The sequence below is a fragment of the Nonomuraea sp. B208 genome, from assembly GCF_057536035.1.
Window position 1 is genome coordinate 52,068 of record NZ_BAAJOU010000026.1, and the last position, 21,970, is coordinate 74,037.

At 73.4% G+C, this 21,970-nt stretch carries 19 protein-coding genes and 1 pseudogene; 14 read left to right on the plus strand and 6 right to left on the minus strand.

Annotated elements, in window-relative coordinates:
- Positions 1 to 62: 62 nt before the first annotated feature.
- Positions 63 to 1,241, minus strand: a complete 1,179-nt coding sequence (locus AC27IY_RS31445; protein ID WP_344215357.1) for a cysteine desulfurase-like protein — start codon at positions 1,239 to 1,241, stop codon at positions 63 to 65.
- A 9-nt stretch (positions 1,242 to 1,250) separates the two neighbouring features.
- On the opposite strand from AC27IY_RS31445, the gene AC27IY_RS31450 reads away from it, so the two are divergent.
- The 5 genes and pseudogenes from AC27IY_RS31450 to AC27IY_RS31470 all read left to right on the plus strand — a co-directional run bounded on the left by AC27IY_RS31450 (position 1,251) and on the right by AC27IY_RS31470 (position 6,931).
- Complete coding sequence (locus tag AC27IY_RS31450; RefSeq protein WP_364452606.1) at positions 1,251 to 2,300, plus strand: winged helix DNA-binding domain-containing protein; 1,050 nt, start codon at positions 1,251 to 1,253, stop codon at positions 2,298 to 2,300.
- 55 nt (positions 2,301 to 2,355) lie between these two features.
- On the plus strand, positions 2,356 to 3,801 hold the full coding sequence (locus AC27IY_RS31455) for a WS/DGAT/MGAT family O-acyltransferase (RefSeq protein ID WP_487180104.1): 1,446 nt from the start codon (positions 2,356 to 2,358) through the stop codon (positions 3,799 to 3,801).
- A 16-nt stretch (positions 3,802 to 3,817) separates the two neighbouring features.
- Positions 3,818 to 4,939 (plus strand): winged helix DNA-binding domain-containing protein, encoded by a 1,122-nt coding sequence (locus AC27IY_RS31460; protein WP_487180105.1) that lies wholly within the window; start codon positions 3,818 to 3,820, stop codon positions 4,937 to 4,939.
- A 212-nt stretch (positions 4,940 to 5,151) separates the two neighbouring features.
- Positions 5,152 to 6,057, plus strand: a pseudogene (locus tag AC27IY_RS31465) (RNA polymerase sigma factor); the annotation flags it as partial.
- Positions 6,058 to 6,199: 142 nt separating this feature from the next.
- Complete coding sequence (locus AC27IY_RS31470; RefSeq protein WP_344215880.1) at positions 6,200 to 6,931, plus strand: class I SAM-dependent methyltransferase; 732 nt, start codon at positions 6,200 to 6,202, stop codon at positions 6,929 to 6,931.
- 10 nt (positions 6,932 to 6,941) lie between these two features.
- Here the strand turns inward: AC27IY_RS31470 and AC27IY_RS31475 are convergent, their stop codons facing one another.
- Both AC27IY_RS31475 and AC27IY_RS31480 read right to left on the minus strand, forming a co-directional pair.
- Positions 6,942 to 8,960 carry a beta-galactosidase gene (locus AC27IY_RS31475; protein WP_487180106.1) on the minus strand — a complete coding sequence of 673 codons (2,019 nt, stop codon included), beginning with the start codon at positions 8,958 to 8,960 and terminating at the stop codon, positions 6,942 to 6,944.
- 1 nt (position 8,961) lies between these two features.
- Entirely contained in the window at positions 8,962 to 11,283 is a 2,322-nt protein-coding gene (locus AC27IY_RS31480) for a beta-xylosidase/alpha-l-arabinosidase (protein WP_487180107.1), read from the minus strand.
- 225 nt (positions 11,284 to 11,508) lie between these two features.
- On the opposite strand from AC27IY_RS31480, the gene AC27IY_RS31485 reads away from it, so the two are divergent.
- Positions 11,509 to 12,522 carry a LacI family DNA-binding transcriptional regulator gene (locus AC27IY_RS31485; protein WP_423448689.1) on the plus strand — a complete coding sequence of 338 codons (1,014 nt, stop codon included), beginning with the start codon at positions 11,509 to 11,511 and terminating at the stop codon, positions 12,520 to 12,522.
- Position 12,523: 1 nt separating this feature from the next.
- On the opposite strand, the gene AC27IY_RS31490 is transcribed toward AC27IY_RS31485, so the two are convergent.
- Positions 12,524 to 13,036 (minus strand): hypothetical protein, encoded by a 513-nt coding sequence (locus AC27IY_RS31490; protein WP_344215343.1) that lies wholly within the window; start codon positions 13,034 to 13,036, stop codon positions 12,524 to 12,526.
- 191 nt (positions 13,037 to 13,227) lie between these two features.
- Here AC27IY_RS31490 and AC27IY_RS31495 point away from each other — a divergent pair, with 191 nt between their 5' ends.
- From AC27IY_RS31495 to AC27IY_RS31520, 6 genes are read left to right on the plus strand one after another with little or no spacing between them, the layout of a single operon-like run.
- On the plus strand, positions 13,228 to 14,685 hold the full coding sequence (locus AC27IY_RS31495) for a hypothetical protein (RefSeq protein ID WP_487180108.1): 1,458 nt from the start codon (positions 13,228 to 13,230) through the stop codon (positions 14,683 to 14,685).
- Complete coding sequence (locus tag AC27IY_RS31500) at positions 14,682 to 15,122, plus strand: roadblock/LC7 domain-containing protein (RefSeq protein ID WP_344215339.1); 441 nt, start codon at positions 14,682 to 14,684, stop codon at positions 15,120 to 15,122. Before AC27IY_RS31495 ends, AC27IY_RS31500 begins: the two co-directional genes overlap by 4 nt.
- 38 nt (positions 15,123 to 15,160) lie before the next feature.
- Complete coding sequence (locus AC27IY_RS31505) at positions 15,161 to 15,490, plus strand: DUF742 domain-containing protein (protein WP_364452586.1); 330 nt, start codon at positions 15,161 to 15,163, stop codon at positions 15,488 to 15,490.
- Positions 15,471 to 16,064 carry a GTP-binding protein gene (locus tag AC27IY_RS31510; RefSeq protein WP_344215335.1) on the plus strand — a complete coding sequence of 198 codons (594 nt, stop codon included), beginning with the start codon at positions 15,471 to 15,473 and terminating at the stop codon, positions 16,062 to 16,064. The genes AC27IY_RS31505 and AC27IY_RS31510 overlap by 20 nt, the downstream gene beginning before the upstream one ends.
- Positions 16,061 to 17,341 carry a cytochrome P450 family protein gene (locus AC27IY_RS31515; RefSeq protein WP_487180109.1) on the plus strand — a complete coding sequence of 427 codons (1,281 nt, stop codon included), beginning with the start codon at positions 16,061 to 16,063 and terminating at the stop codon, positions 17,339 to 17,341. The genes AC27IY_RS31510 and AC27IY_RS31515 overlap by 4 nt, the downstream gene beginning before the upstream one ends.
- A complete protein-coding gene (locus tag AC27IY_RS31520) occupies positions 17,298 to 18,512 on the plus strand; it encodes a cytochrome P450 family protein (protein WP_423472581.1) in 1,215 nt (404 codons plus the stop codon). Before AC27IY_RS31515 ends, AC27IY_RS31520 begins: the two co-directional genes overlap by 44 nt.
- An 82-nt stretch (positions 18,513 to 18,594) precedes the next feature.
- On the opposite strand, the gene AC27IY_RS31525 is transcribed toward AC27IY_RS31520, so the two are convergent.
- Positions 18,595 to 19,644: a glycosyltransferase family 9 protein gene (locus tag AC27IY_RS31525; RefSeq protein WP_487180110.1), complete on the minus strand. Its 1,050-nt coding sequence runs from the start codon at positions 19,642 to 19,644 to the stop codon at positions 18,595 to 18,597.
- A 34-nt stretch (positions 19,645 to 19,678) separates the two neighbouring features.
- Entirely contained in the window at positions 19,679 to 20,620 is a 942-nt protein-coding gene (locus AC27IY_RS31530; RefSeq protein ID WP_487180111.1) for a glycosyltransferase family 9 protein, read from the minus strand.
- A gap of 99 nt (positions 20,621 to 20,719) precedes the next feature.
- On the opposite strand from AC27IY_RS31530, the gene AC27IY_RS31535 reads away from it, so the two are divergent.
- On the plus strand, positions 20,720 to 21,349 hold the full coding sequence (locus AC27IY_RS31535) for a cysteine hydrolase family protein (protein ID WP_487180112.1): 630 nt from the start codon (positions 20,720 to 20,722) through the stop codon (positions 21,347 to 21,349).
- A gap of 41 nt (positions 21,350 to 21,390) precedes the next feature.
- Entirely contained in the window at positions 21,391 to 21,969 is a 579-nt protein-coding gene (locus AC27IY_RS31540; RefSeq protein ID WP_487180113.1) for a DUF1707 SHOCT-like domain-containing protein, read from the plus strand.
- The last annotated feature ends 1 nt before the right edge of the window (position 21,970 follow it).

Sequence of the window (21,970 nt, forward strand, 5' to 3'; positions counted from 1 at the left end):
GCCCCTGCCCCGGGCCGCCGGGGCAGGGGCCGGGGCGGGGCCGGGGCAGGGGAGCGGTGCGGTCAGGCCAGCTGGGCGACGCCCTCCAGGAGACGGTCCACGTCGGAGCGGTCGTTGTAGGGCACGAGGCCGGCGCGCACGGCTCCGCCCGTGTCGCGGATGCCCATCGCGCCCGTCAGCTCCCAGGCGTAGTTGTGGCCGTTCCAGACGTTGACCCGCAGCCGGGCCAGGTGCTCGGCCACCTCGCGCGGCGTCCGCCCGGCGACGGTGAAGTACGCCGTGGCGGTGCGCCGGGCGGGCTTGCCGTACACCGTGACGCCCGGCAGCGTCTCCAGGCCCTCGATCAGGACGCCGAAGAGCTCCATCTCGTGCTCCTCCGCCGCCGCCATCGAGGCGAGCAGCCGCTCGCGCCGGTTGCCGGTGCCCGGCACCATCGCCGCCAGGTGGTCCACGGCGGCCGTCACGCCCTCCAGGTCGGCGAAGGCCGCCGTGCCCGTCTCGAACCGTTCCGGCACCGTGTCGGGCGAGGAGGCCAGCTTGTCCGGCCGGAGCGTCTCCAGCAGCGCCGGGTCGGCCACCACCGCGCCGACGTGCGGCCCCGACCACTTGTACGCGCTCGTGGCGTAGAAGTCCGCCCCGAGCGCCCGCATGTCCACCGGCCCGTGGGCGGCGGCGTGCACGCCGTCCACGTACATCAGCGCCCCCGCCCGGTGGGCGAGCTCGGCGATGGCGGCCACGTCGGGACGGGTGCCGATGATGTTGCTGGCCGCGGTCACGGCCACCACGCGGGTGCGCTCGTTGACGAGGCTCGCGTACTGCTCGACGGGCAGCTCGCCGGTCACCGGGTCCACCTCGGCCCAGCGCACGGTCGCGCCGGTCTGCGTCCAGGGGCGGACGTTGGCGTCGTGGTCGAGCCGGGAGACGACGACCTCGTCCCCGGGCCCGGCGAGCGCCCGGGACAGGCGGTAGGTGAGCGTGGTCATGTTCGGGCCGAGGATCACGCCGCGCGGGTCGCCGCCGACCAGGTCGGCCACGGCGGCGCGGCAGGCGGCCACGATCGCGTCGGAGCGGTGGCTGGCGGGGAACGCGCCGCCCACGTTGCCGATCCCGCCGCGGTAGGCGTCGGAGATGGCCTCGATCACCGAGCGCGGGGTCTGCGTGCCTGCGGCACCGTCGAGATAGGCGTAGCCGTCGTTGAGAGCGGGGTAGCAGGCGCGTACCGCTTTGATGGGGAAGGGCATGATAGGTAAATGCTCACCCTCCGCGACCTCAACCGTGCGACCTTGTCCCGGCAGCACCTGCTCGACCGGTACGAAGGCGACGTGACGGACGTCGTGCACCGGCTGGCCGGGCTGCAGGCGCAGGAGCCGCGCCCGCCGTACCTCGGGGTGTGGTCGCGGCTGGCGAACTTCGAACGGACCGGACTGCACGACGCCCTGCACGCCGGAACCGTGCTGCGGGCCACGATGTGGCGGGCCACGCTGCACCTGGTGACGGCGGCGGACTTCGCGGCGTTCCGGCCGCTGCTCGCGCCCGTGCTGGCCGCCGCGGCGCGCCGCTTCGACGGCTACGACGCCGCGGCCGTGGTCGCCGCCGCCGGCCGGATGCTGGCCGAGCGGCCGCACACGTTCAACGAGCTGCGCCCGAAGCTGCTGGAGGAGTTCCCCGGCGCGAACGACCGCGCCCTCGGCTACGCCGTGCGCATGCTGACCCCCCTCGCCGTCGTGCCGACCGACGACCGGTGGAGCTTCCCGCGCGACCCCGCCTTCGCCCCGCCCGGCATCGGCCTGGACCCCGAGCCGCGCCCGCAGGCGCTCGTCGAGCGCTACCTGGCCGCGTACGGCCCCGCCACGCCCGCCGACGTGCAGGCCTGGTCGGGGCTCGCCGGGCTGCGGCCGGTCATGGAGGCGATGGAGCTGGACCGGCTCGCCGGGCCCGCCGGCAAGGAGCTGTTCGACCTGCCGGGCGCGCCCCGGCCGGGCGGCGACGTGCCCGCGCCGGTGCGGTTCCTGCCGGACTTCGACACGCTCGTCCTCGGCCACGCCGACCGCACCCGGCTGCTGGCCGACGCGTACAAGGGCCTGGTCACCACCAAGAACCTGCGGGTGCGGGCGGTCGTCCTGGTGGACGGGTTCGCGGCGGGGACGTGGCAGATCAAGCGCTCGGGCAAGAAGGCGAAGCTGCTCATCAGCCCCTTCGAGGCGAAGTTCCCCCGGGACGCGGTGGCGGAGGAGGGCCTGCGGATGCTGGCCTTCGCCGAGCCCGACGCCGCCGCCCACGACCTGGAGGTCACGGCCTGACGGTGCTTGCCGCGCCGGACGGAGTCTGATTTGTTCGGGACGGAGGTGGTACGCCGTGCCGCAGCTCACCGCCCTGGACGCGCAGTTCCTCAGCATCGAGACCGCCACGAACGTCGCGAACATCGCCGGCCTCGCCATCCTGGAGGGCCGGCTCAACCGCGCCGACCTGCAGGCTCTGCTCGAACGGCGGCTGCCGTCCGTGCCCGCCCTGCGGCGCAGGCTGGCGCCGGTGCCGTTCGGGCTGGACCACCCGTACTGGGTGCAGGAGGACGACCTCGACCTCGACTACCACGTCCGCGAGATCGGCCTGCCGGGGCCCGGCGACGACCGGCAGCTCGCCGAGCAGGTCTCCCGGCTGCACGCCCGCCGGCTGGACCGGAGCCGGCCGCTGTGGGAGATCTACCTCGTCCACAACCTGTCCGGCGACCGCACCGGCCTCTACACCAAGATCCACCATGCCGCCGTGGACGGCATCGGCGGCGCCGACGTGCTGGCCGCGCTGCTCGACACCACCCCCGAGCCGCCGCCCCCGCCCGCGCCCGGCACGGAGGAACCACAGCCCGACCGGGACGAGCCGCCGCCCGGGCAGGCGGAGATGGTGGCGCGCGGCCTGGCCAGGCTGGCGGCGAACCCGGCGCGGGCGGTCAGGTTCGCCGCGGCGGCCGTGCCGTACCTGGACGAGATCCCCGTCGTGTCGTGGCTGCCCGGCACCCGGCTGCTGTCCGGGCTCGCCCGCAGGATGGCCGGCGCGGGCGGCGTGCCCGGGCTGCCCGCCCTGCCCGCGCCGCGGACCCCGTTCAGCGGGCCGGTCTCGCAGCACCGGCGGTTCGCGTACGTGTCGCTGCCACTGGAGGAGGTCAAGGCGGTGCGCAAGGCGTTCGGCGTGACCGTCAACGACGTGGTCATGGCGGTGTGCGCGGGCGCGCTGCGCGGCTGGCTGGCCGGGCACGGCGGCGTGCCCGGCCGGCCGCTGGTGGCCGGGGTGCCGTTCTCGCTGCGCGAGGCCGGGATGCCGGGGCCGGGCAACCAGGTGACGATCATGACCGCGCCGCTCGCCACGCACGTCGCCGACCCCGTCGAGCGGCTGCACGAGGTGCGCAGGGCCATGCGCCGGATCAAGGACCGCTTCGCGCTGGCGCCGGCGCGCTGGCTGCGCGAGTTCAGCGCCTCGATGCCGGCCGCGCTCATGGGGCTGGCCTCGCGCTCGGCGTTCGCGCTGGTGGGGGAGACCGTCCCGCCGATCAACGTGATCATCTCGAACGTGCCGGGCCCCCAGTTCCCGCTGTACGTGTGCGGCAACCTGCTGCTGACCCACTATCCCGTCTCGGTGATCACGGACGTCAGCGGCGGCGTCAACATCACCGCCTTCTCCTACAACGGCTCGCTCGACATCGGCGTCGTCACCGACCGGACGATGATCCCCGACGCCTGGGAGCTCGCCGGGCACCTGCGCGCCGCCCTCGACGACCTGCTCAATGCGGAATCAACCTTGCCGCATTGACGCCTACGCTCGGCGAATGATCCTCGACCGCCGGGTGCTCAACCGTACGACCCTGGACCGCCAGCTCCTGCTGGCCCGCGCCGCCCTGCCTCCCGCCGAGGCCGTCGAGCGGCTGGTCGCGCTGCAGGGACAGGAGGCCGACGCGCCGTACATCGGGCTCTGGTCGCGCCTCGCCTCCTTCACCCAGGACGACCTGACCGCCCTCCTCCACGGCGGGCAGGTCGTCCGGGGGACGCTGCTGCGCGCCACCCAGCACCTCTCGCTCGCCGACGACTACGTGTGGCTGCGCCCGCTCGTGCAGCCGGTCCTCGACCGCGCGAGGAAGGGCGCCTTCGGCCGCGCCCTCAAGGACGTGGACCACGCGGAGCTCACCGAGCTGGCCCGCGCCCACCTGGCGGACGCGCACCGCGACGGCCGCGTCCTCACCCGGCCCCAGATCCGTGACCTGCTGCGCGAGCGGTGGCCGCAGGCCGACCCGGTGGCGCTCGGCTACGCGGTGCAGACGCTGCTGCCCATCGTCCACACCCCGCCCAACGGCGTCTGGGGCCGCGGCGGCGCCACGCCGTTCACCCTGGCCGAGCACTGGCTGGGCCGCCCCCTCGACACCGGGTTCGCCGCCGAGCGGCTGGTGCGGCGGTACTTAGCGGCGTTCGGCCCCGCGTCGGTGATGGACGTGCAGGCCTGGTCGGGGCTCACCCGGCTGCGTACGGTCATGGAGGGCATGCCGGACCTGCGGACCTACCGGGACGAGACCGGCCGCGTCCTCTACGACCTGGACGGCCTGCCGCTCGCCGACCCCGGCACGCCCGCGCCCGTGCGCTTCCTGCCCTGGTTCGACAACCTCGTCGTCGCCTACGCCGACCGCGGCCGGTTCATGACCGCCGAGCAGCGCAAGGCGGTCTGCGTCGGCGCCGCGATCTATCCCACGTTCCTCGTCGACGGATTTGTCGGTGGCATGTGGAACCTTGGTGGTGGAGTGCTGACGGCCGAGCCCTTCCACCCGCTGCCCGCCCGGGTGCGTGAGGAGCTGGAGGCCGAGGGGGCGCGCCTGATGGCGTTCGCCGGCGTCGAGGAGGGGAGGTTCACCTGGCTGCCGCCCAGGACGGACAGCGGGCGCGAGGGGAGCCCGACGGCCTGAGCGTGCTGTCGAGTCGCCCCCGTTGGGTAGCTTGGAAGTTGGGCGGCCCGTGCGGCCGGTGGTTGTTCCGTGATGTTCGAGGTGGCGATGCCGTAGTCCCGTTCTCACCACGTTCCGTGCGTCCGTCCAAAGCGAGCGAGGAGAAAGTCTTGTCCGAAGCAGCAGAGGTTCTAGAACTGGACGACACCAGCGCCGACGGCGGTGCGCCGCTCGGCGCCGACTCGGTCAAGGCCTACCTCAAGGAGATCGGCCGGGTGCCGCTCCTCACCGCCGAGCAGGAGATCGACCTCGCCAAGCGCATCGAGGCCGGCCTGTTCGCGCGCGAACGCCTCGACACCGAGGAGGGGCTCTCCGACGAGCTGAGGGGCGACCTGGAGTGGATCGCCGCCGACGGCGTCGAGGCCAAGCGCCGCATGCTGGAGGCCAACCTGCGGCTGGTGGTCTCCATCGCCAAGCGCTACACCGGCCGCGGCATGCTCTTCCTCGACCTCATCCAGGAGGGCAACCTCGGCCTGATCCGCACCATCGAGAAGTTCGACTACCGGCTCGGCTACAAGTTCTCCACCTACGCGACCTGGTGGATCAAGCAGGCGATCACCAGGGCCATGGCCGACCAGGCCCGCACCATCCGCATCCCCGTCCACATGGTCGAGCTCATCAACAAGGTCGCGCGGGTGCAGCGCCGCCTGCAGAGCGACCTCGGCCGCGAGCCGACCCCGGAGGAGATCGCCGCCGAGACCGACCTCGAACCCGACCGGGTCATCGAGGTCCAGGGCTACGGACGCGAGCCGGTCTCGCTGAGCATGCCGCTCGGCGAGGAGGGCGACAGCGAGTTCGGCGACCTCATCGAGGACACCGAGGCCGTCTCCCCGGCCGACGCGGTGTCGTTCACGCTGCTCCAGCAGCAGCTCCACCACCTGCTCGACCAGCTCTCCGAGCGGGAGGCGGGCGTCATCACCATGCGCTACGGCCTGGCCGACGGCAAGCCGCGCACGCTCGACGAGATCGGCAGGGTCTACGGCGTCACCCGTGAGCGCATCCGGCAGATCGAGGCCAAGACGATGTCCAAGCTGCGCCACCCCTCCCGGTCACTGGCGCTGCGCGACTACCTGAGCTAGCCCACGCGCGTGGGTGTTCCGCCGGTGGCGAGAAAGGCTGCGCAAACAAGCACTCAAGAGTGCCGCAAGGGCCTGCTGACCGCACCGGCGGCTGACCTACGTTCGTAGCGTGAGACGTACCCGATCGAGCCTCGTCCACCAGATGGCCTACGCCGCGGGACATCCGCACCGTATCGCGCCGCACCTGCGGCGCCTGGCCCGCGACACCTGGTTCCGCCTGCGCAGCCACGACCACATCGCCTACTACCGGCGCGTCATGCGCTCCGACACCGCCCGCGACCCGGAGGGCGCGGTCGGCTCGCACACGCACAGGCGCTGGCTCGCGCTCGGCCGCACCCAGTTCGACTACCTCGTGAGGCACGGGCTGAAGCCCGAGTGCCGGATGCTGGAGATCGGCTGCGGCAACCTGCGCGCCGGCCGGCTGTTCATCGACTACCTGCACACCGGCAACTACTACGGCCTCGACATCTCGCCCGACATCCTCATGGCGGCCCAGGACACCCTCGTCCGCTACGGCCTGATGGACAAGCTGCCGCACCTGACGCCGGTCCGCGACCTGCGGCTGGAGTTCCTGCCCAGCGGCTTCTTCGACGTCGTGCACGCCCACAGCGTCTTCTCGCACTCGCCGCTGGAGGTCATCGAGGAGTGCTTCGCGCATGTCGGGCGGGTGATGAAGCCGGAGGCGCACTTCGACTTCACCTTCGACCGCACCGAGGGCCGCGAGCACCAGGTGCTGCGCGAGGACTTCTACTACCGCACGGAGACGCTGGTGGAGCTGGCCGGCCGCCACGGTTTCACGGCGACGTTCATGGCGGACTGGGAGCCGCTGCACAAGCAGTCCAAGCTCCGCCTCACGCGGCGGCCGGAGGCGTGAGGGCCGCCGCTCAGCGGGCGATCCTGACGACCGCCGCGCCGAGCGGCTCCAGCTCCACCCGCCCGGTCACGGCCCGGCCGGTGAGCAGGTCCGTCCCGTCCGCCTCCAGAGGCACGGACGCGCCCGACTCGCCGCTGTGGTTGAGCAGGAACACGTACTCGTGGGCCTCGTCGCCGCGCACCGCGCACTCCACGTGGGCGGGGACGCCCGCGAAGCGCGCCCGCACCCCCGCCGCCTCGACCGTGCCGGCCACCAGCTCGTCGAAGGCCGCCTGCTCCAGCAGGGTCGCGACGTAGACGACCCGGCCGGCGCCGTAGCGGTTCTCGACCACGGCGGCCTGCCCGGCGAGCAGCCCGTCGGCGTAGGTGGCGAGCGCCGTGCCGCCTTCGAGCCGCAGGTCCTCCCGCCACCAGGTGGAGGTGGTGGTGGGCCCGCCCTTGAACTCCACCGTGAACTGCTCGTCCGGCCTGGCCGGCCAGTACTCGTCGATCTTCGCGCCGATCAGCTCACGGAACGCGCCCGGGTAGCCGTCCGGCCGCACCCGGTTGTCGGCGTCCACGACGCCCGAGAAGAACGACATGAGCACCGTGCCGCCGGCCCGCGCGAACTCGGTGATCCGCCGCACGCCCTCGTCGCCGATCAGGTACGCGTTCGGCACCACCAGCACCTTGTAGCCGTCCAGCGGCGAGGAGGCCGACACCACGTCCACCGCGTGGTGCCGCTCCCACAGCGGCGTGTAGTGCCGCATCACCGTGTCGGTGTAGCTGAAGTCGCTGCGCGGCAGGCCGAAGACCTCCTCCAGCCCCCACCAGCCGTCCCAGTCGAACAGGATCGCGATCTCCGCCCGCGACGTGGTCCCGGCGAGCGGGGCCAGCAGCCTCATCTCCCGCCCCAGGTCCTTGATCTCCCGGAACGTCCGCGAGTCGGGGCCCGAGTGCGGCAGCATCGCCGAGTGGAAGCGCTCCTGCCCGCCCCGGCTCGCCCGCCACTGGAAGAACATCACCGAGTCCGACGCCCGCCCGAGCGCCTGGAGCGAGCCGAGCCGCATCCGCCCGGGCTCCTTGACGATGTTGAGCGACCACTGGCTGACGGCGCTGCTCGACTGCTCCATCAGCAGCCACGGCTGCCCGCCCTTGAGCGAGCGGAACAGGTCGAAGTTGAACGCCGCCGAGACGTGCGAGCCGGCGTCGGCGGGGTTGGGGTAGATGTCGAGCGCCGCCGCGTCCTCCTCCGGCGCCCACCTCCAGTAGTCGGCGTGCCGGAAGAAACGCATGAAGTTGGTCAGCACCGGGATGTCGTCGCGGAAGGAGCGCACGATGTCGCGTTCGGCGACGAAGCACTCCAGCAGCGCGTCCGAGGTGAAGCGCTTGAAGTCGAGCCTGCGGGTGGGGTTCATCCAGGTGCGCGGGATGTGCGGGACGTCGATCTGCTCCCAGTCGGTGTAGACCTGGCCCCAGAAGCGGGTGGTCCACGCCTCGTTGAGCCGGTCGAGGGTGCCGTACCTGCGGCGCAGCCAGCGGCGGAAGTTCTCCGCCGCGGCCTCGTTGTAGGCGGTGGGGCCGTACTCGTTGCTGATGTGCCACATCGCGAGCGCCGGGTGGAAGGAGTAGCGCTCGGCCAGCTTCGTGGTGATCGCGGCGGCGTAGCGGCGGTAGATCGGCGAGGAGGGGTCGTAGTGCAGGCGGTTGCCGAACCCGAACGGCTGGCCGTCCTCCCTGATGGGGAACACCTCGGGGTGCAGGTGCGTCAGCCAGACGGGCGGCGCGGCCGTCGGGGTGGCCAGGTTGACGGCGATGCCGTTGTCGTGGAGGAGGTCCATGACCTCGTCCAGCCAGCCGAACTCGTACGTGCCGGGCTCCGGCTCCAGCGACGCCCACGCGAACACGCCCAGCGAGACCAGGTTCACCCCCGCCTCGCGCATCAGGCGCACGTCCTCGCGCCACACCTCGCGGTCCCACTGCTCGGGGTTGTAGTCGCCGCCGTAGGCGAGGCCGCCCATCCGCCGGCGGAAAGCGTCCATACGGCTCATGTCAGACCTCCCGCTCGACGGTCACGACGGTCAGGCGCGGCTCCTCGCCGGTGATCTCGTGTACGGGACCCGTCAGCGTCACGTCCCGCTCCTCGATGACGTCCGGCACCGAGCGACGGAAGGACAGCCCCACCGCGCCGGGCTCCACGACGCGCCGCCCGTCGCGGCCGGTGAAGGCGAGCAGCCGGGCGGGCACCTCGAAGCCGATCCGGGCCCGCTCGCCGGGGTCGAGCTCGACGCGGGCGTACCCGACGAGCTGGGCGACCGGCCGGGTCACCGAGGCGACGCGGTCGGCGGCGTAGAGCTGGACGACCTCGGCGCCGCGCCGGTCGCCGGCGTTGCGCACGGTGACCGAGCAGCGGATCGGGCCGCCGGCCGGGGCCTCGCCGTCGGCGGTCATGTCCGCGTAGGCGAAGGTCGTGTAGCTCAGCCCGTGGCCGAAGGGCAGCGCGGGCGCGGGGTCGATGTTGCTCACGGAACCGGCCCCGCCGAGCTTCGGGTGCAGGTAGCTGTAGGGCTGGCCGGCGCTCGCCCGCGGCAGGCTCATCGGCAGCCGCCCCGACGGGTTGACCGCGCCGCTCAGCACCCGGGCGATCGCCCCCGCACCCTCCTCGCCGGGGAAGAACGCCTGCACGACGGCGGCGGCGTCACGGAGCAGGCCGGGCACCGCGTACCCGCGGCCGGTCATCAGCACCACCACGGTCGGCGTGCCGGTGGCGATGACCGCCTCGGCCAGCTCCCGCTGCGCGCCGGGCAGCTCCAGGCTCTCCGCGTCGCAGCCCTCGCCGGACGTGCCGCGGCCGAACAGCCCCGACCGGTCGCCGAGTACCACCACCGCCACGTCGGAGCCGGCGGCGAGGCGGGCGGCCCCGGCGATGCCGGAGCGGTCGCCGTCGTCCACGCCGGTGCCGCGCGCGGTCTCGATCACCGCGCCGGGCAGCTCCGCGCGCAGCGCCTCCAGCAGCGTCGGCGCGGCGATCCCCGCCTCCACGCCGGGGAAGTGCGGCAGCACGTGCTGGACGAAGGAGTAGCAGCCGAACAGCGCGGCCACCTCGTCGGCGTTCGGCCCGACCACGGCCAGGCGGCGTCCCTCGCAGGGGCCGAGCGGCAGCACCCCGTCGTTGGTCAGCAGCACGACCGACTCCTCGGCCAGCAGCCGCGCCACCTCGCGCGACTCCGGGCCGTCGAGGTCCACGGTCTCCGCGGGCTCGTCCAGCGCGGGCTCGTCGTCGAGCAGCCCGAGCCGCGCCTTCTGCCGCAGCACCCGCAGCAGCGCCCGGTCCACCAGGTCCTCCCCGACGCGGCCGGAGACGACGGCGTTCCGCAGCGGCTCCAGGTAGGCCACGCCGGTGGGCAGCTCGACGTCGATGCCCGCGGTGAGCGCCTGCACGGCCGCGTCCTCGACGTCCTCGGCCACGGCGTGCAGCGTGTGCAGGAAGGCGACGGAGAAGTAGTCGGCCACGACGGTGCCGTCGAAGCCCCACTCCTCGCGCAGGACCTTCGTCAGGTAGTGGGCGTCGGCGGCCACCGGGACGCCGTCGATCTCGGCGTAGGAGTTCATGACCGAGCCCGCGCCGGCGTCGCGCACCGCCACCTCGAACGGGAACAGCAGCGTGTCGGCCACCTCGCGGGCGCCGGCGTGCACCGGCGCGAGGTTGCGGCCCGCCCGGGAGTTGGAGTAGCCGACGAAGTGCTTGAGCGTGGCGATCACGCCCGCGGACTGCAGGCCGCGCACGTAGGCCGCGCCGATGGTGGCGACCTCGTACGGGTCCTCGGAGACGCACTCCTCGACCCGCCCCCACCGCTGGTCGCGGATGACGTCGAGCACCGGCGCCAGCCCCTGATGGACGCCGAGCAGCCGCATGTCCGCCCCGATCCGCGCCGCCATGCGCTCGACCAGCGCGGGATCGAACGACGCCCCCCACGCCGGCGGCACCGGGTAGACCGTGGCCCGCCAGGCGGCGAGGCCGGTCAGGCACTCCTCGTGGGCCAGCGCGGGGATGCCGAGGCGGGTCTCGCGGCGCAGCCACCGCTGGCGGGCGGCCAGCACGCCGCTCGCCCAGGCCGGCTCGACCGGGCGGGTGCCGTAGTGGCGGGTGACCTGGCCCAGGCCGTCGCCGGCGAACGCCTCGAACTCCACCTCCTCGCCCTGCATCGAGTCCTGCAGCGGCGCGACCACGCCCTCGTCGCGGTTGACGTTCAGCCACACGCCCACGAGCTGGGCGAGCTTCTCGTCCAGCGTCATCTCCGCCATCAACTCACGGACCCGCCGCGCGCGGCGTTCCTCCAGCTCCGACGCCGGCTGCTCCACACGTGCAGGCATGACCCCTCGAAGTCTTCCCAAAGCGCTGACAGAAGTCGGTCAGAAAGTTTCTGGTGCACTTTCCGAAATATTACCGTGACATTGCCGAAGCGTTACGGTAAGCTCCGGCACGTAGTAATGTCAACATCTCTCCAGAAAGAGCGGCATGCGGGCGGTAACCGCAGCTCATCGGGGATGGCTGGATTTCTGATACTTTCCGGAAAGTTGTGGAGGTGCGAGATTTCGGTGCGCCGAGCCACGCTCGCGGACGTCGCGGCGGCAGCCGGAGTGTCGGTGCCCACGGTGTCCAAGGTCCTGAGCGGCAAGAAACACGTCTCCGCCGCCACCCGGGACAAGGTCCTGGAGGCGGTGCGCGCCTTCGGCTACGAGGCGCCGCGCCCGCCCTCCACCCCCCGGGCCGGCATCGTCGACCTGCTCATCGACGGGCTCGGCTCGCCGTGGGCGCACGTCGTCGTCGACGGCGCCGAGCGGGCCGCCGCCCGCTGGGGTTTCTCGCTGGTCGTGACGTCCTCCGCGCGGCCCGACTTCGACCTGCGGCGCTGGATCGGCATCATGCGCAAGCGCGGCACCGACGGCATCGTGCTCGTGCTCTCCCGTGCGGGCGCCGAGGAGATCCGGGCCATCGAGGAGCTGCTGCACGTCCCGCTGGTCCTGCTCGACCCGGTCGGGCAGCGCGACCCGAGCCTTTCCGCCGTCGGCGCCACCAACTGGAACGGCGGCGTCCTCGCCACCACCCACCTGCTGGAGCTCGGCCACACCCGCATCGGCTTCATCGGCGGGCCGCTCGACGTGCAGTGCACGCTCGACCGCTACGAGGGCTACCTCGCCGCCCACCGCACCTTCGGCATCGAGCCCGACCCCGGGCTGACCCGCTACGGCGACTTCCTCGTCTCCGGCGGCAAGCGGCACGGGGCCGAGCTGCTCGACCGCGACGACCCGCCCACCGCCGTCTTCGCCGGCTCCGACCTGCAGGCCGCGGGCGTCTACCAGGCCGCGGCCGAGCGCGGCGTCCGGGTGCCCGCCGAGCTGTCGGTGGTGGGCTTCGACGACTCGCCGCTCTGCGCGACCATGTCGCCGCCGCTCACCACCGTGCGCCAGCCGCTCGACGAGATGGCGAACGAGGCCGTACGGCTCATCAGCGAGGAGCTGACCCACCCGCGCGGCCCCGCAGGGACCCGCATCGAGCTCGCCACCACCCTCATCCTGCGCGCCAGCACCGCCCCGCCCGCCGGAGGCTGACCTAGTTGGCGCAGTCCTGGGTGTTCAGGGCCAGCGCGATCTCGTAGACGCGCTTGTTGGAGTTGACCAGGAACGCGTAGTACGCCTTCGGGTTGCCGGGGACCTTGATGTACGGGTAGCCGCTGGCGGCGGTCTTCAGCCCGGGGTAGGCCTTCTTGAGGCTGGTGAGGGTGGAGCCCAGGCCGATGCCCGCCGGGGTGCGGGCGCCCTTCGGCGCGAAGATCATGGCGACGCCGCGCTTCTTCGAGATGTAGAGCCCGACCGCGTCCTTGCCGGCCGGGTGCGCCTTCAGCTCCCATCCGGTGCAGGTGTCGGAGTCGAAGGTCTTCTTGTACCTGATCTTGCCCGTGGCCTTGGCGGCCTTGGCGCTCATGCCGAGCCGGACGCCGCCGTACCCGTGAGGGCCGAACGTGCCGGGAGCCGTCGCGGCCTGTGCGGTGGGGGCGGCGGCCAGCAGAAGTCCAGCGGCCAGCGCCGTCGCCAGCGCGGCGCGAGCCGTCGTGTGTGGTGTCATGCAGGGTTCGACGGCCGAAGGGGCCCGCAGGTTCACACCAGATCGTGAGCGACGGCGGCCCGCGTTTATGAATAATTCTCGTAATAACTTCGAATTTCCTCGTGTGGAATTCGCTGACGATTTCCCGTGGAGTCACGGTGGAGAACTGGTAAAAGTGAAGTCAAGGCAGTCCCGACCGACCAAGGATCGTCATGATTACACCGGATCTCCTGGTCGGCGCGTTGCTCGGCGGTGTGCTCGTGGCCGTCGTACTCGCGCTGACGGGCGCCCTCCTGTGGCAGGCCAGGGCCAAACGCGCTGCTCTTCGCGCCCGTGACGTCGCCCGGCGCGAGACCCGCGCCGCCGAGCAGAAGGCCGAGACGGCGCGCAAGAATGCCGAGAGCGCCGCACAACAGGCCGAGATCAATAAAAAATGGTACGACGCCGCCGTGAGCGAATACGGCCGCCTCGTCGAACGGTTGCGCGCGGTGGCCGACGTCGAGGCCGGGCATCCCGCCGTGGAAATCCCGGGGCTCCTGAACGAGTGCCTGACCGAGACCGCCGTCGCCGTCCACTGCCGGGAGGCCGAGAGCCTGTTCAGGGAACGGGCCGCGGCCATCCGCGACGACGTCGCGGCGGCCGCGCGCTCAGGCGTGCGCGGCGTCGCCGACACCGCGCAGGCGGCCCTCACCCGGCTGCAGATCAAGATCGACGAGGAGCTGGACGACCACGCCGGCACGCCCCGCTACCACCAGGGCCTGATCGAGATCGACCACCTGGCCACCCAGGCGCTGCACAGCCTCCAGCGGCTGCGCATCCTGGCCGGCTCCTGGCCGGGCGTCCAGCGGGAGGACTGCACGTTCAGGGAGATCGTCGAGAGCGCCAGGGGCCGCATCGGGCCCTACCTGCGGGTCGACTACACCTACCAGCCCGACGCGGGGGAGGTCGTGGTCGAGGGGCGGGTCGCCGAGCCCATCATCGTCGCGCTGGCCGAGCTGCTGGACAACGCCACCAGCTACTCCGACGACCGGGTCGACGTCTACGTCCAGGCCGTGCAGGCGGGCTACCGCGTCGTCGTGGAGGACCGCGGGCTCGGCATGAACGACTTCCAGCGGGCCGAGGCCGAGCACCTGCTGTCCAGTGACACGCCCATGGACGCCGCCGCGCTCAAGGACGAGCGGCGGCTCGGGTTCGCCGTCGCCGGCCGCCTGGCCCACGACTACGGCTTCCGCGTCGACGTCGGCGCGCCGTCCAGCAGCGGCGGGGTCAAGGCGGTGTGCCTCGTGCCGACGCACATGATCATCCACATCCCGCCCTCGACCGACCCCGCCGCTCCCGGCCCCGCCCATCCCGACTGGGCCACCGTCCCCGACGACCTGATCCCTCCTGACCCGGCGCCCGTCACCGCCCCTCCGCCGGAGGAGTTCGAGGACGAGACGGACGGTGCCGAGGCGCCCGCGACCACGACGTCCGGGCTGCCGAAGCGGCGGGTACGGGTGCCGGAGAGCAGGCCCACCGCCCCGCCCGGACCGATGGGGGACGCCGTGCCGGCCGACGACCTGGACGGCGGCATGGAGTCCATCTTCGAAGCGCTCCGCGCCGCGTACGCCGACCGTGACACAGACCGCGACCCCGTCCGCGACCCCGACCGAGGACAGCACCAGCCATGACCACCCAGCCCACCGCCGACACCATCGACATGACCGGGCACCTCAACCGCCTGGTCACCGACAACGACGGCCTCATCAACGCTATGCTGTTCACGACCGACGGCCTGCTGCTGGCCCGCTCGCACGGCCTCAGCAGGGAGGAGGCCGAGCGCACGGCCGCGATGATGGCGGGCCTGCAGTCGCTGCAGCGCCAGCTCGCCGGCTTCTGCGGCATGCCCGCCGAGCAGGAGCTCGCCGCCCCCTGGCGGCACATGATCAGCGACCTGTCGGACGTCACCGTGCTGCTGTTCGCCGCCGGTGAGCGCACCGGGCTGGCCGCGGCGGTCCGCGGCGGGTCCACGACCGGGCCGGTCGCCGTGGCCATCCAGGCCATCATGAAGACGATCAGGGGCCTGCAGCCGGTGCTCGGCGCCCGGGAGCGGGGCAAGCCGTCGTGACCGGGCCGCCGTCGTACGGGCGGCCGAGGCGGGCCGGGATGGTGCGTTCGCACACCGTCACCGGCGGCGGCGCCGCCGCGTCCCGCTCCGCCCTGGACGAGGCCACCCTCCTCATCGCCGACCCGCACCGGTCGCCGGAAGGTCTCGGCGCGCACGCCCAGCGGGCGATGACGCTGTGCCGGCCCGGCGTGCTGTCGGTCGCGGAGGTCGCCCACCACCTGCGGTTGCCCGGCGCGGTGGTCAAGATGATCGTCGCCGGGCTGGTCCACAGCGGCCACCTGAGCGCCCGGGCTCCCTACACGCCCGCCGCCGGGCGGCACGACCTCGACTTCCTGCAGCAGGTGCTCGATGCCCTACACAAACTCTGACCGCTACGTCCCCGCGGCCGCCCGCCCCGTCAAGATCGTGGTGCTGGGGCCGTTCGCGGTGGGCAAGACCACGTTCATCGGCACCGTGTCGGAGATCCGGCCGATGCACACCGAGGAGCGGCTGACCCAGGCCGGCCAGCTCGTGGACGACCTCGACGACCTGCGCGGCAAGAGCACCACGACGGTCGCCATGGACTTCGGCCGGCTCACGCTCACCCCCGACATCGTGCTCTACCTGTTCGGCGCGCCCGGCCAGCGGCGCTTCAGCGGCATGGCCCGCTGCCTCATGGAGGGCGCGCTGGGCGGGCTCGTCCTGGCCGACACCCGCCGCCTCGACCAGAGCTTCCCGGCGATCGACCTGCTGGAGCAGGCCGGGCTCCCGTACACCGTCGCGATCAACCACTTCGCCGGCGCGCCCCTGCACCGCGAGGCCGAGCTGCGCGAGGCGCTGGCCCTGCCCGCCGACCGCGCGCTGGTCAGCCTCGACGCGCGCGAGCTGGGCTCGGCCAAACAGGGGCTGATCGCCCTCGTCACCGCCATCATCACGCAGTCCCGTCTGGAGCCCGCCCGATGACCATCCCCGCAGCCGCCGGCGTCCGCCTGTACGGCGAGGAGTTCGCCACCCGCCCCGAGGACGCCTACGACAAGCTGCGTGCCGAGGGCCCGGTGGCCTGGGCGGAGATCGCCCCGCAGGTGCGCGCGCTCGTCGTCGTCAGCCGCCGCGCCGCCCGCGACCTGCTCAACGAGGCCGAGACCTACAGCAAGGACAGCCGCATGTGGGGCGACCTGGCCCGCGGGCTGGTGCCGCGCGACAGCCCGGTGCTGGCCCTGATGGCCTTCCGTCCCAGCCTGCTGTACGCCGACGGGGAGCGGCACGCCCGGCTGCGGCACGCCATGGACGACTGCCTGGCCCGGATCAACCTGCACCGCCTGCACGACCGCACCCGCGGCCACGCCGGGCGGCTGATCGCGGAGTTCGCCCGCGACGGCCACGCCGACCTGATGAGCCAGTACGCCGACCTGCTGCCGCTGCTGGTCTTCGCCGACCTGCTGGGCTGTCCCGCGCAGATGGTCGAGCGCATGGTCACCGGCTGCCAGGGCATGATCGGCGCGGGACCGCAGGCCGAGCAGGCCGCGGCCGACCTCGCCGCCGTCCTGGCCGAGATCATCCAGCTCAAGAGCGAACGGCCGGACGACGACTGCACCTCCTGGATGCTGGCCCACCCGGCGCGGCTCGGCCACGAGGAGATCCTGCACCAGCTCGTCGTCCTCATCGGCGCGGGCACCATCCCGACCGCCGCGTGGATCGCCTCCACGCTGCGGCTGCTGCTCACCGACGACTCCTACGCGGGCGACCTGTCGGGCGGCGCGGTGACCGTCCGGCGGGCCATGGAGCAGGTGTTGTGGACCCGTTCGCCGATGGCCAACTTCTCGGTCCACTACGCCCGCCACGACACCTCGCTGCACGGCGTGCCGATCCCGGCCGGCGTGCCGATCCTCATCAGCCACGCCGCCACCGGCACCGACCCCGCCGCGCCGCGGCCCGGCTACGGCAACCGCTCCCACCTGGCCTGGTCGGCGGGGCCGCACCGGTGCCCGGCCGAGAGCCACGCCGCGATCATCGCCCAGACGGGCGTCGAGGCGCTCCTCGGCCACCTGTGGGACCTCGACCTCATCGACCCGTACACACCCAACCGGCACGGCCCGTTCCACCAGTGCCCCGCGAGCCTCGGAATCCGTTTCCGCCCCCATACGGCAGACACCCCCACCCCCTCGTCCCTGCCGAACGCTGGAGGTCTCCGTGACCATGGCACCGATCCCCCTCGACACCACCGGCCTCCGCCTGTATGAACAGGCCGACCAGTTGCGCGCCGCCGGCCCGGCCGTGCGGGTCCTGCTCCCCGGAGACCTCGTCGCCTGGTCGGTGACCAGGGGCGACGTGGTCAGACGGCTCCTCACCCATCCCGACGTCTCGAAGGACGCCCGCAGGTCGTGGCCGGGCTACCGGCCCTTCGCGATCGCCTGGCTGACCGCCTGGGTCGACGTGGTCAGCATGTTCACCGCCGACGGCGACGACCACCAGCGGCTGAAGGACCTCGTCGGCCGGGCCTTCACCGCCCGCCGCATCGACGCGATGCGGCCCGCGATCGAGGCGATCGTGACCTCGCTGCTCGACGAGCTCGCCGGCTTACCCGCCGACCGGCCGCTCGACCTGCGGTCCCGTTTCTCCTACCGGGTCCCCACCCGGGTCATCTGCGACCTGTTCGGCGTGCCGGACGACCAGCGGCCCGCGATGCTCGCGACCATCGACGCGGTGCTCGACACCAGCCTCGGCCCCGACGAGGCGGCCGAGGTGCAGCGGGGCATGTACGCCGCGATCCACCGGCTGGTCGCCACCAAGTCCGCCCGGCCCGGCGACGACATGACCAGCCTGCTGCTGACCACCCAGCGGCGCGACGAGGACCGGCTCAGCATGGACGAGCTGGTCAGCACGCTGATCCTGATGATCGGGGCGGGCAGCGAGACGACCGTCTCCCTCATCGACCACGCGGTCGCCGCCATGCTCACCCATCCGGACCAGCTCGCGGCCGCGCGCGAGGACCCCGGGCGCTGGGCCGACGTGATCGAGGAGAGCCTGCGCCTGCATCCGCCGATCATGCACCTGCCGCTCCGCTACGCCACCGCCGACCTCGACCTGGGGGAGGGCGTGACCATCGGCAAGGGGGAGCTGATCATCATCGGGTTCGGCGCGCACGGCCGTGACCCGGCGGTCAACCCCGATCCCGGCCGCTACGACATCGACCGGCACGACCGGCAGCACCTGGCCTTCGGGCACGGCATGCACTTCTGCCTCGGGGCGCCGCTGGCCAGGCTGGAGGCGGCTGTCGCGCTGCCCGCGCTGTTCGCGCGGTTCCCGCGCCTGGCGCCGGCGTGGCCGGTGGGCTCGCCGGCGCGGCAGCCGTCGTTCATCGGCAACGACGTCCGCGAGCTGCCGGTGCTCCTCGGGCCCGCCGCCGCGTAAGCGAGGACCGCCGGCCCGCCCGGACCGGGACGGGCCGGCGACCTGCCTGGATCGGGACGAGCCGGCGGCCTCTCCGTCCGGATCAGCTCTGGTGGAGGAGGTCCTCGGCCTGTTCGGTCACCTCGTCCACGGTGATCGCGGCCACCCAGGAGGCGTCGTGCGGGCACCGTTCCGCCCGCAGGTCCACGCCGCTCGCGCCGCAGCGGGGACAGGTGATGATCCAGGAGACCAGCGGCCGGTGCCTGGCCCGGGTGAGCGGGCCCGCGTTGACCAGGTTGCCGCACCAGTACAGCCCGATCGTGGCGGCGCCCACGGCGGCGGCCAGGTGGCGCGGGCCGGTGTCGTTGCCGATGACCAGGTCGCAGCGCTCGTACAGGGCGGCGAGGCCGCCGATGCTCAGCGCGCCCACCAGCGGCGTCGCGGGACGGCGCATGGCGGCGCAGACCTCCGCCACCAGGTCCGCCTCCTCGGGCGTGCCGGTCACCACGACGGGACGGCCGAGCCGGTCGCCGACCGCGGCGAAGGAGCGGGCCGGCCAGCGCCGCCGCGGGTCGGTCGCGCCCGGATGCAGGGCGACCAGGCCGGGCGGCGGCTCGCCGAGCACGGCGCGCAGCTCGGCCCGGTCGGCGCCGGTGACCGCCACGTGCGGCTCGAACTCCCGCGCGCGGGCCCCGACCAGCGCGGCCGCCTCCAGGTAGCGCAGGGTCTCGTGCTGGTAGTAGTGGTACGGCAGCCAGCGGTCCAGCGGCTCCGCGTCCGGCGTGCGGAAGCCGGCGGTGACGCGGGCGCCGAGCCGCCGCAGGAACGGGTTGGAGTGCCGCCCGCCGCCGTGCAGTTGCACGGCCAGGTCGAAGCGCCGCTCGCGCAGCCGTTCGACCAGCTCCTCGGGGGCCGGGCGGGCCTCCGGCCGGGTGGTGAGCCCGGTGATCGGCGGCATGGCGACCACCTCGTCCACCGGGCCGGGCCGCCCGGCGAGGAAGGCCGCGTGCCAGGCGTTGCCCAGCAGGACCAGCCGGGCGTCCGGGTAGGCGTCCTTGATCGCCCCGATGGCGGGCAGCGCCACGACGAGGTCGCCGAGCGCGTTGGCGCGCAGCACCGCGATCGTCCGCACCCCGTCGACCAGCCCCGTCATGACGACCGTCGTGCCCGGCTCCCACCTGGGCAAACTACGCGGCGAGCACCCTCGCGGTGGCGGCGAGCACCTCCTCGACGGTGATGCGCAGCAGCGCTGGGTCCGGCACGTCCGTCTGCACCTCGCGTTCGCCGTCGCCGTGCCACAGGGCGGCGTGGACCGGCTTGCGCGGCGGGCCCCAGATGCGCGGCGAGGCCGGGCCGAACAGCACGACCGACGGCCGTTCGTACGCGCTGGCGAGATGCGCCATCCCCGTGTCCCCGCACACCACCAGCGCCGCCCCGCGCACCAGCGCCGCCAGCGTGTCGAGGCCGGTCCGCCCGGCCAGGTTCGCCCGCGCCGGCAGCCCGGCCAGGGCGGTCACCCGCGCCGCGCGCTCCCGTTCGGCGGCCGTGCCGGTGACGACGACGTCGTGGCCGGCCACGGCGAGGGCCGCCGCGACGGCGGCGAACCGCTCCGGCGGCCACCGCTTGCTGCCGTAGGCCGCGCCGGGATGCACGACCGCCGCCCCGGGCCGGGGGCTCGGCGCGGGCGGCGGCGCGAGCAGCAGGTCGGCCTCGTCCGGGTCGCCGCCGTCGGAGCGGACCAGCCGGCACCACTTGGCCACCTCGTGCTCCACGTCCCGCACCGCGGGCCCGTCCGGGTGCCCGGCCTCCGGACAGGCGAAGGCCACCAGGCGGCGGGGGCGGGTGCCGTACACGGCCCGTACGCTGTCCGGCAGCACGCCGTGCAGGTCCACGGCCACGTCGGGGGCCACGACGGGGGGCGGGCGGAGGCTGCGGTGCGGGACGACCTCGTCCACGGCCCCGGTCAGCCGCGCCAGCGGCCGGAGCGCCGGGTTGACGGCCAGCAGCAGGCGGTGGTCCGGGTAGCGGCGGCGCAGCCCGCGCAGCGCCGGCACGGTGACCAGCAGGTCACCGAGGTTGAGCGCGCGCAGCGCCAGCAGCCTGGGCGCGGCCTCCTGGGCGTCGGTCACACCCTCCGCTGCCCGTGGCCCGGCAAAGACAATCCTGCCCGCCGTCCGGAAGTGGTCAACGCCCAGGACCGGCCCGACGGCCGGGGGTACACCACGGGCGTGAGCAGCGCCTCCTACGAGCTCGGCCGGACCGCAGTCCTCCTCGTCGACCCGTACAACGACTTCCTGTCCGAGGGCGGGAAGATCTGGCCACGGGTACGGGAGGTCGCCGAACAGGTGAACCTCCTCGACCACCTGCGCGCGATCACCGCCGCCGCGCGGGAAGCGGGGATGCTGGTCTTCGTCGTCCCGCACCGGCAGTGGCGGCCCGGCGACTACGACGACTGGGACCATCCCAACCCCACCCAGCGCGGCATCCAGGAGCGCCACTCCTTCGAGAAGGGCGCCTGGGGCGGCGAGTGGCGGGCCGACCTCGTCTCGCCGGGCAGCGACATCGTGGCCAAGCAGCACTGGGCGCAGAGCGGGTTCCCCAACACCGACCTCGACCTGCTGCTGCGCCAGCACGCCATCACCCACGTGATCCTCATCGGCCTGCTGGCCAACACCTGCGTCGAGTCGACCGGCCGGTTCGCGATGGAGCTCGGCTACCACGTCACCCTGGTCAGGGACGCGACCGCGGCCTTCAGCGCGGAGATGATGCATGCCGCGCACGAGCTCAACGGGCCGACGTTCGCGCACTCCATCACGACGACGGAGGACCTGCTCGCGGCGATCAGATCGGCCCGCTGACCGCCTGGGCCGGGTGTGCGTCTCGGCCTAATGTGGTCGCCATGACCGATCATCGGGAACTGCGGGCCGGCGACCGCGACCGCGAGCGCGTGGCCGAGCTGCTCCGGGTCGCGGTCGCCGAAGGGCGGATCACCCTGGAGGAGCTGCACGAGCGCGTCGACCGCGCCTATGCCGCCCGCACGCTGGGCGACCTGGACGGGGTCGTCGCCGACCTGCCGGTCCCCGGCGTTCCCTCGCGGCCCGCCCCTGCCGAGGTCGGCGGCGGTCTGGAGCTGCACACCGTCGGCGGGCGGGTCGAGCAGGCGGGCCGCTGGACGGTCCCGGCGTACATCAGCGCCAGGGCGGGCCGCTGGGGCAAGGCGCGGATCGACTTCACACGGGCCGAGTGCCCCCACCGCGAGGTCGTGCTCGACGTCGAGATCACCTCCTGGTTCGGCGACATCGTCGTCGTGGTGCCGCGCGGCTGGCGGGTGCGCGACGAGGACGTCGTACGCCGCCGGCTGGGCGCCGTCCACAACCACCCGCCCGTGCCGCTCGCCGCCGACGGCGTCACCGTACGCCTCACCGGCTACGTGCAGACCGGCGACGTCTGGGTGAGGTACCGCCGCCCGCCGGCCTGAG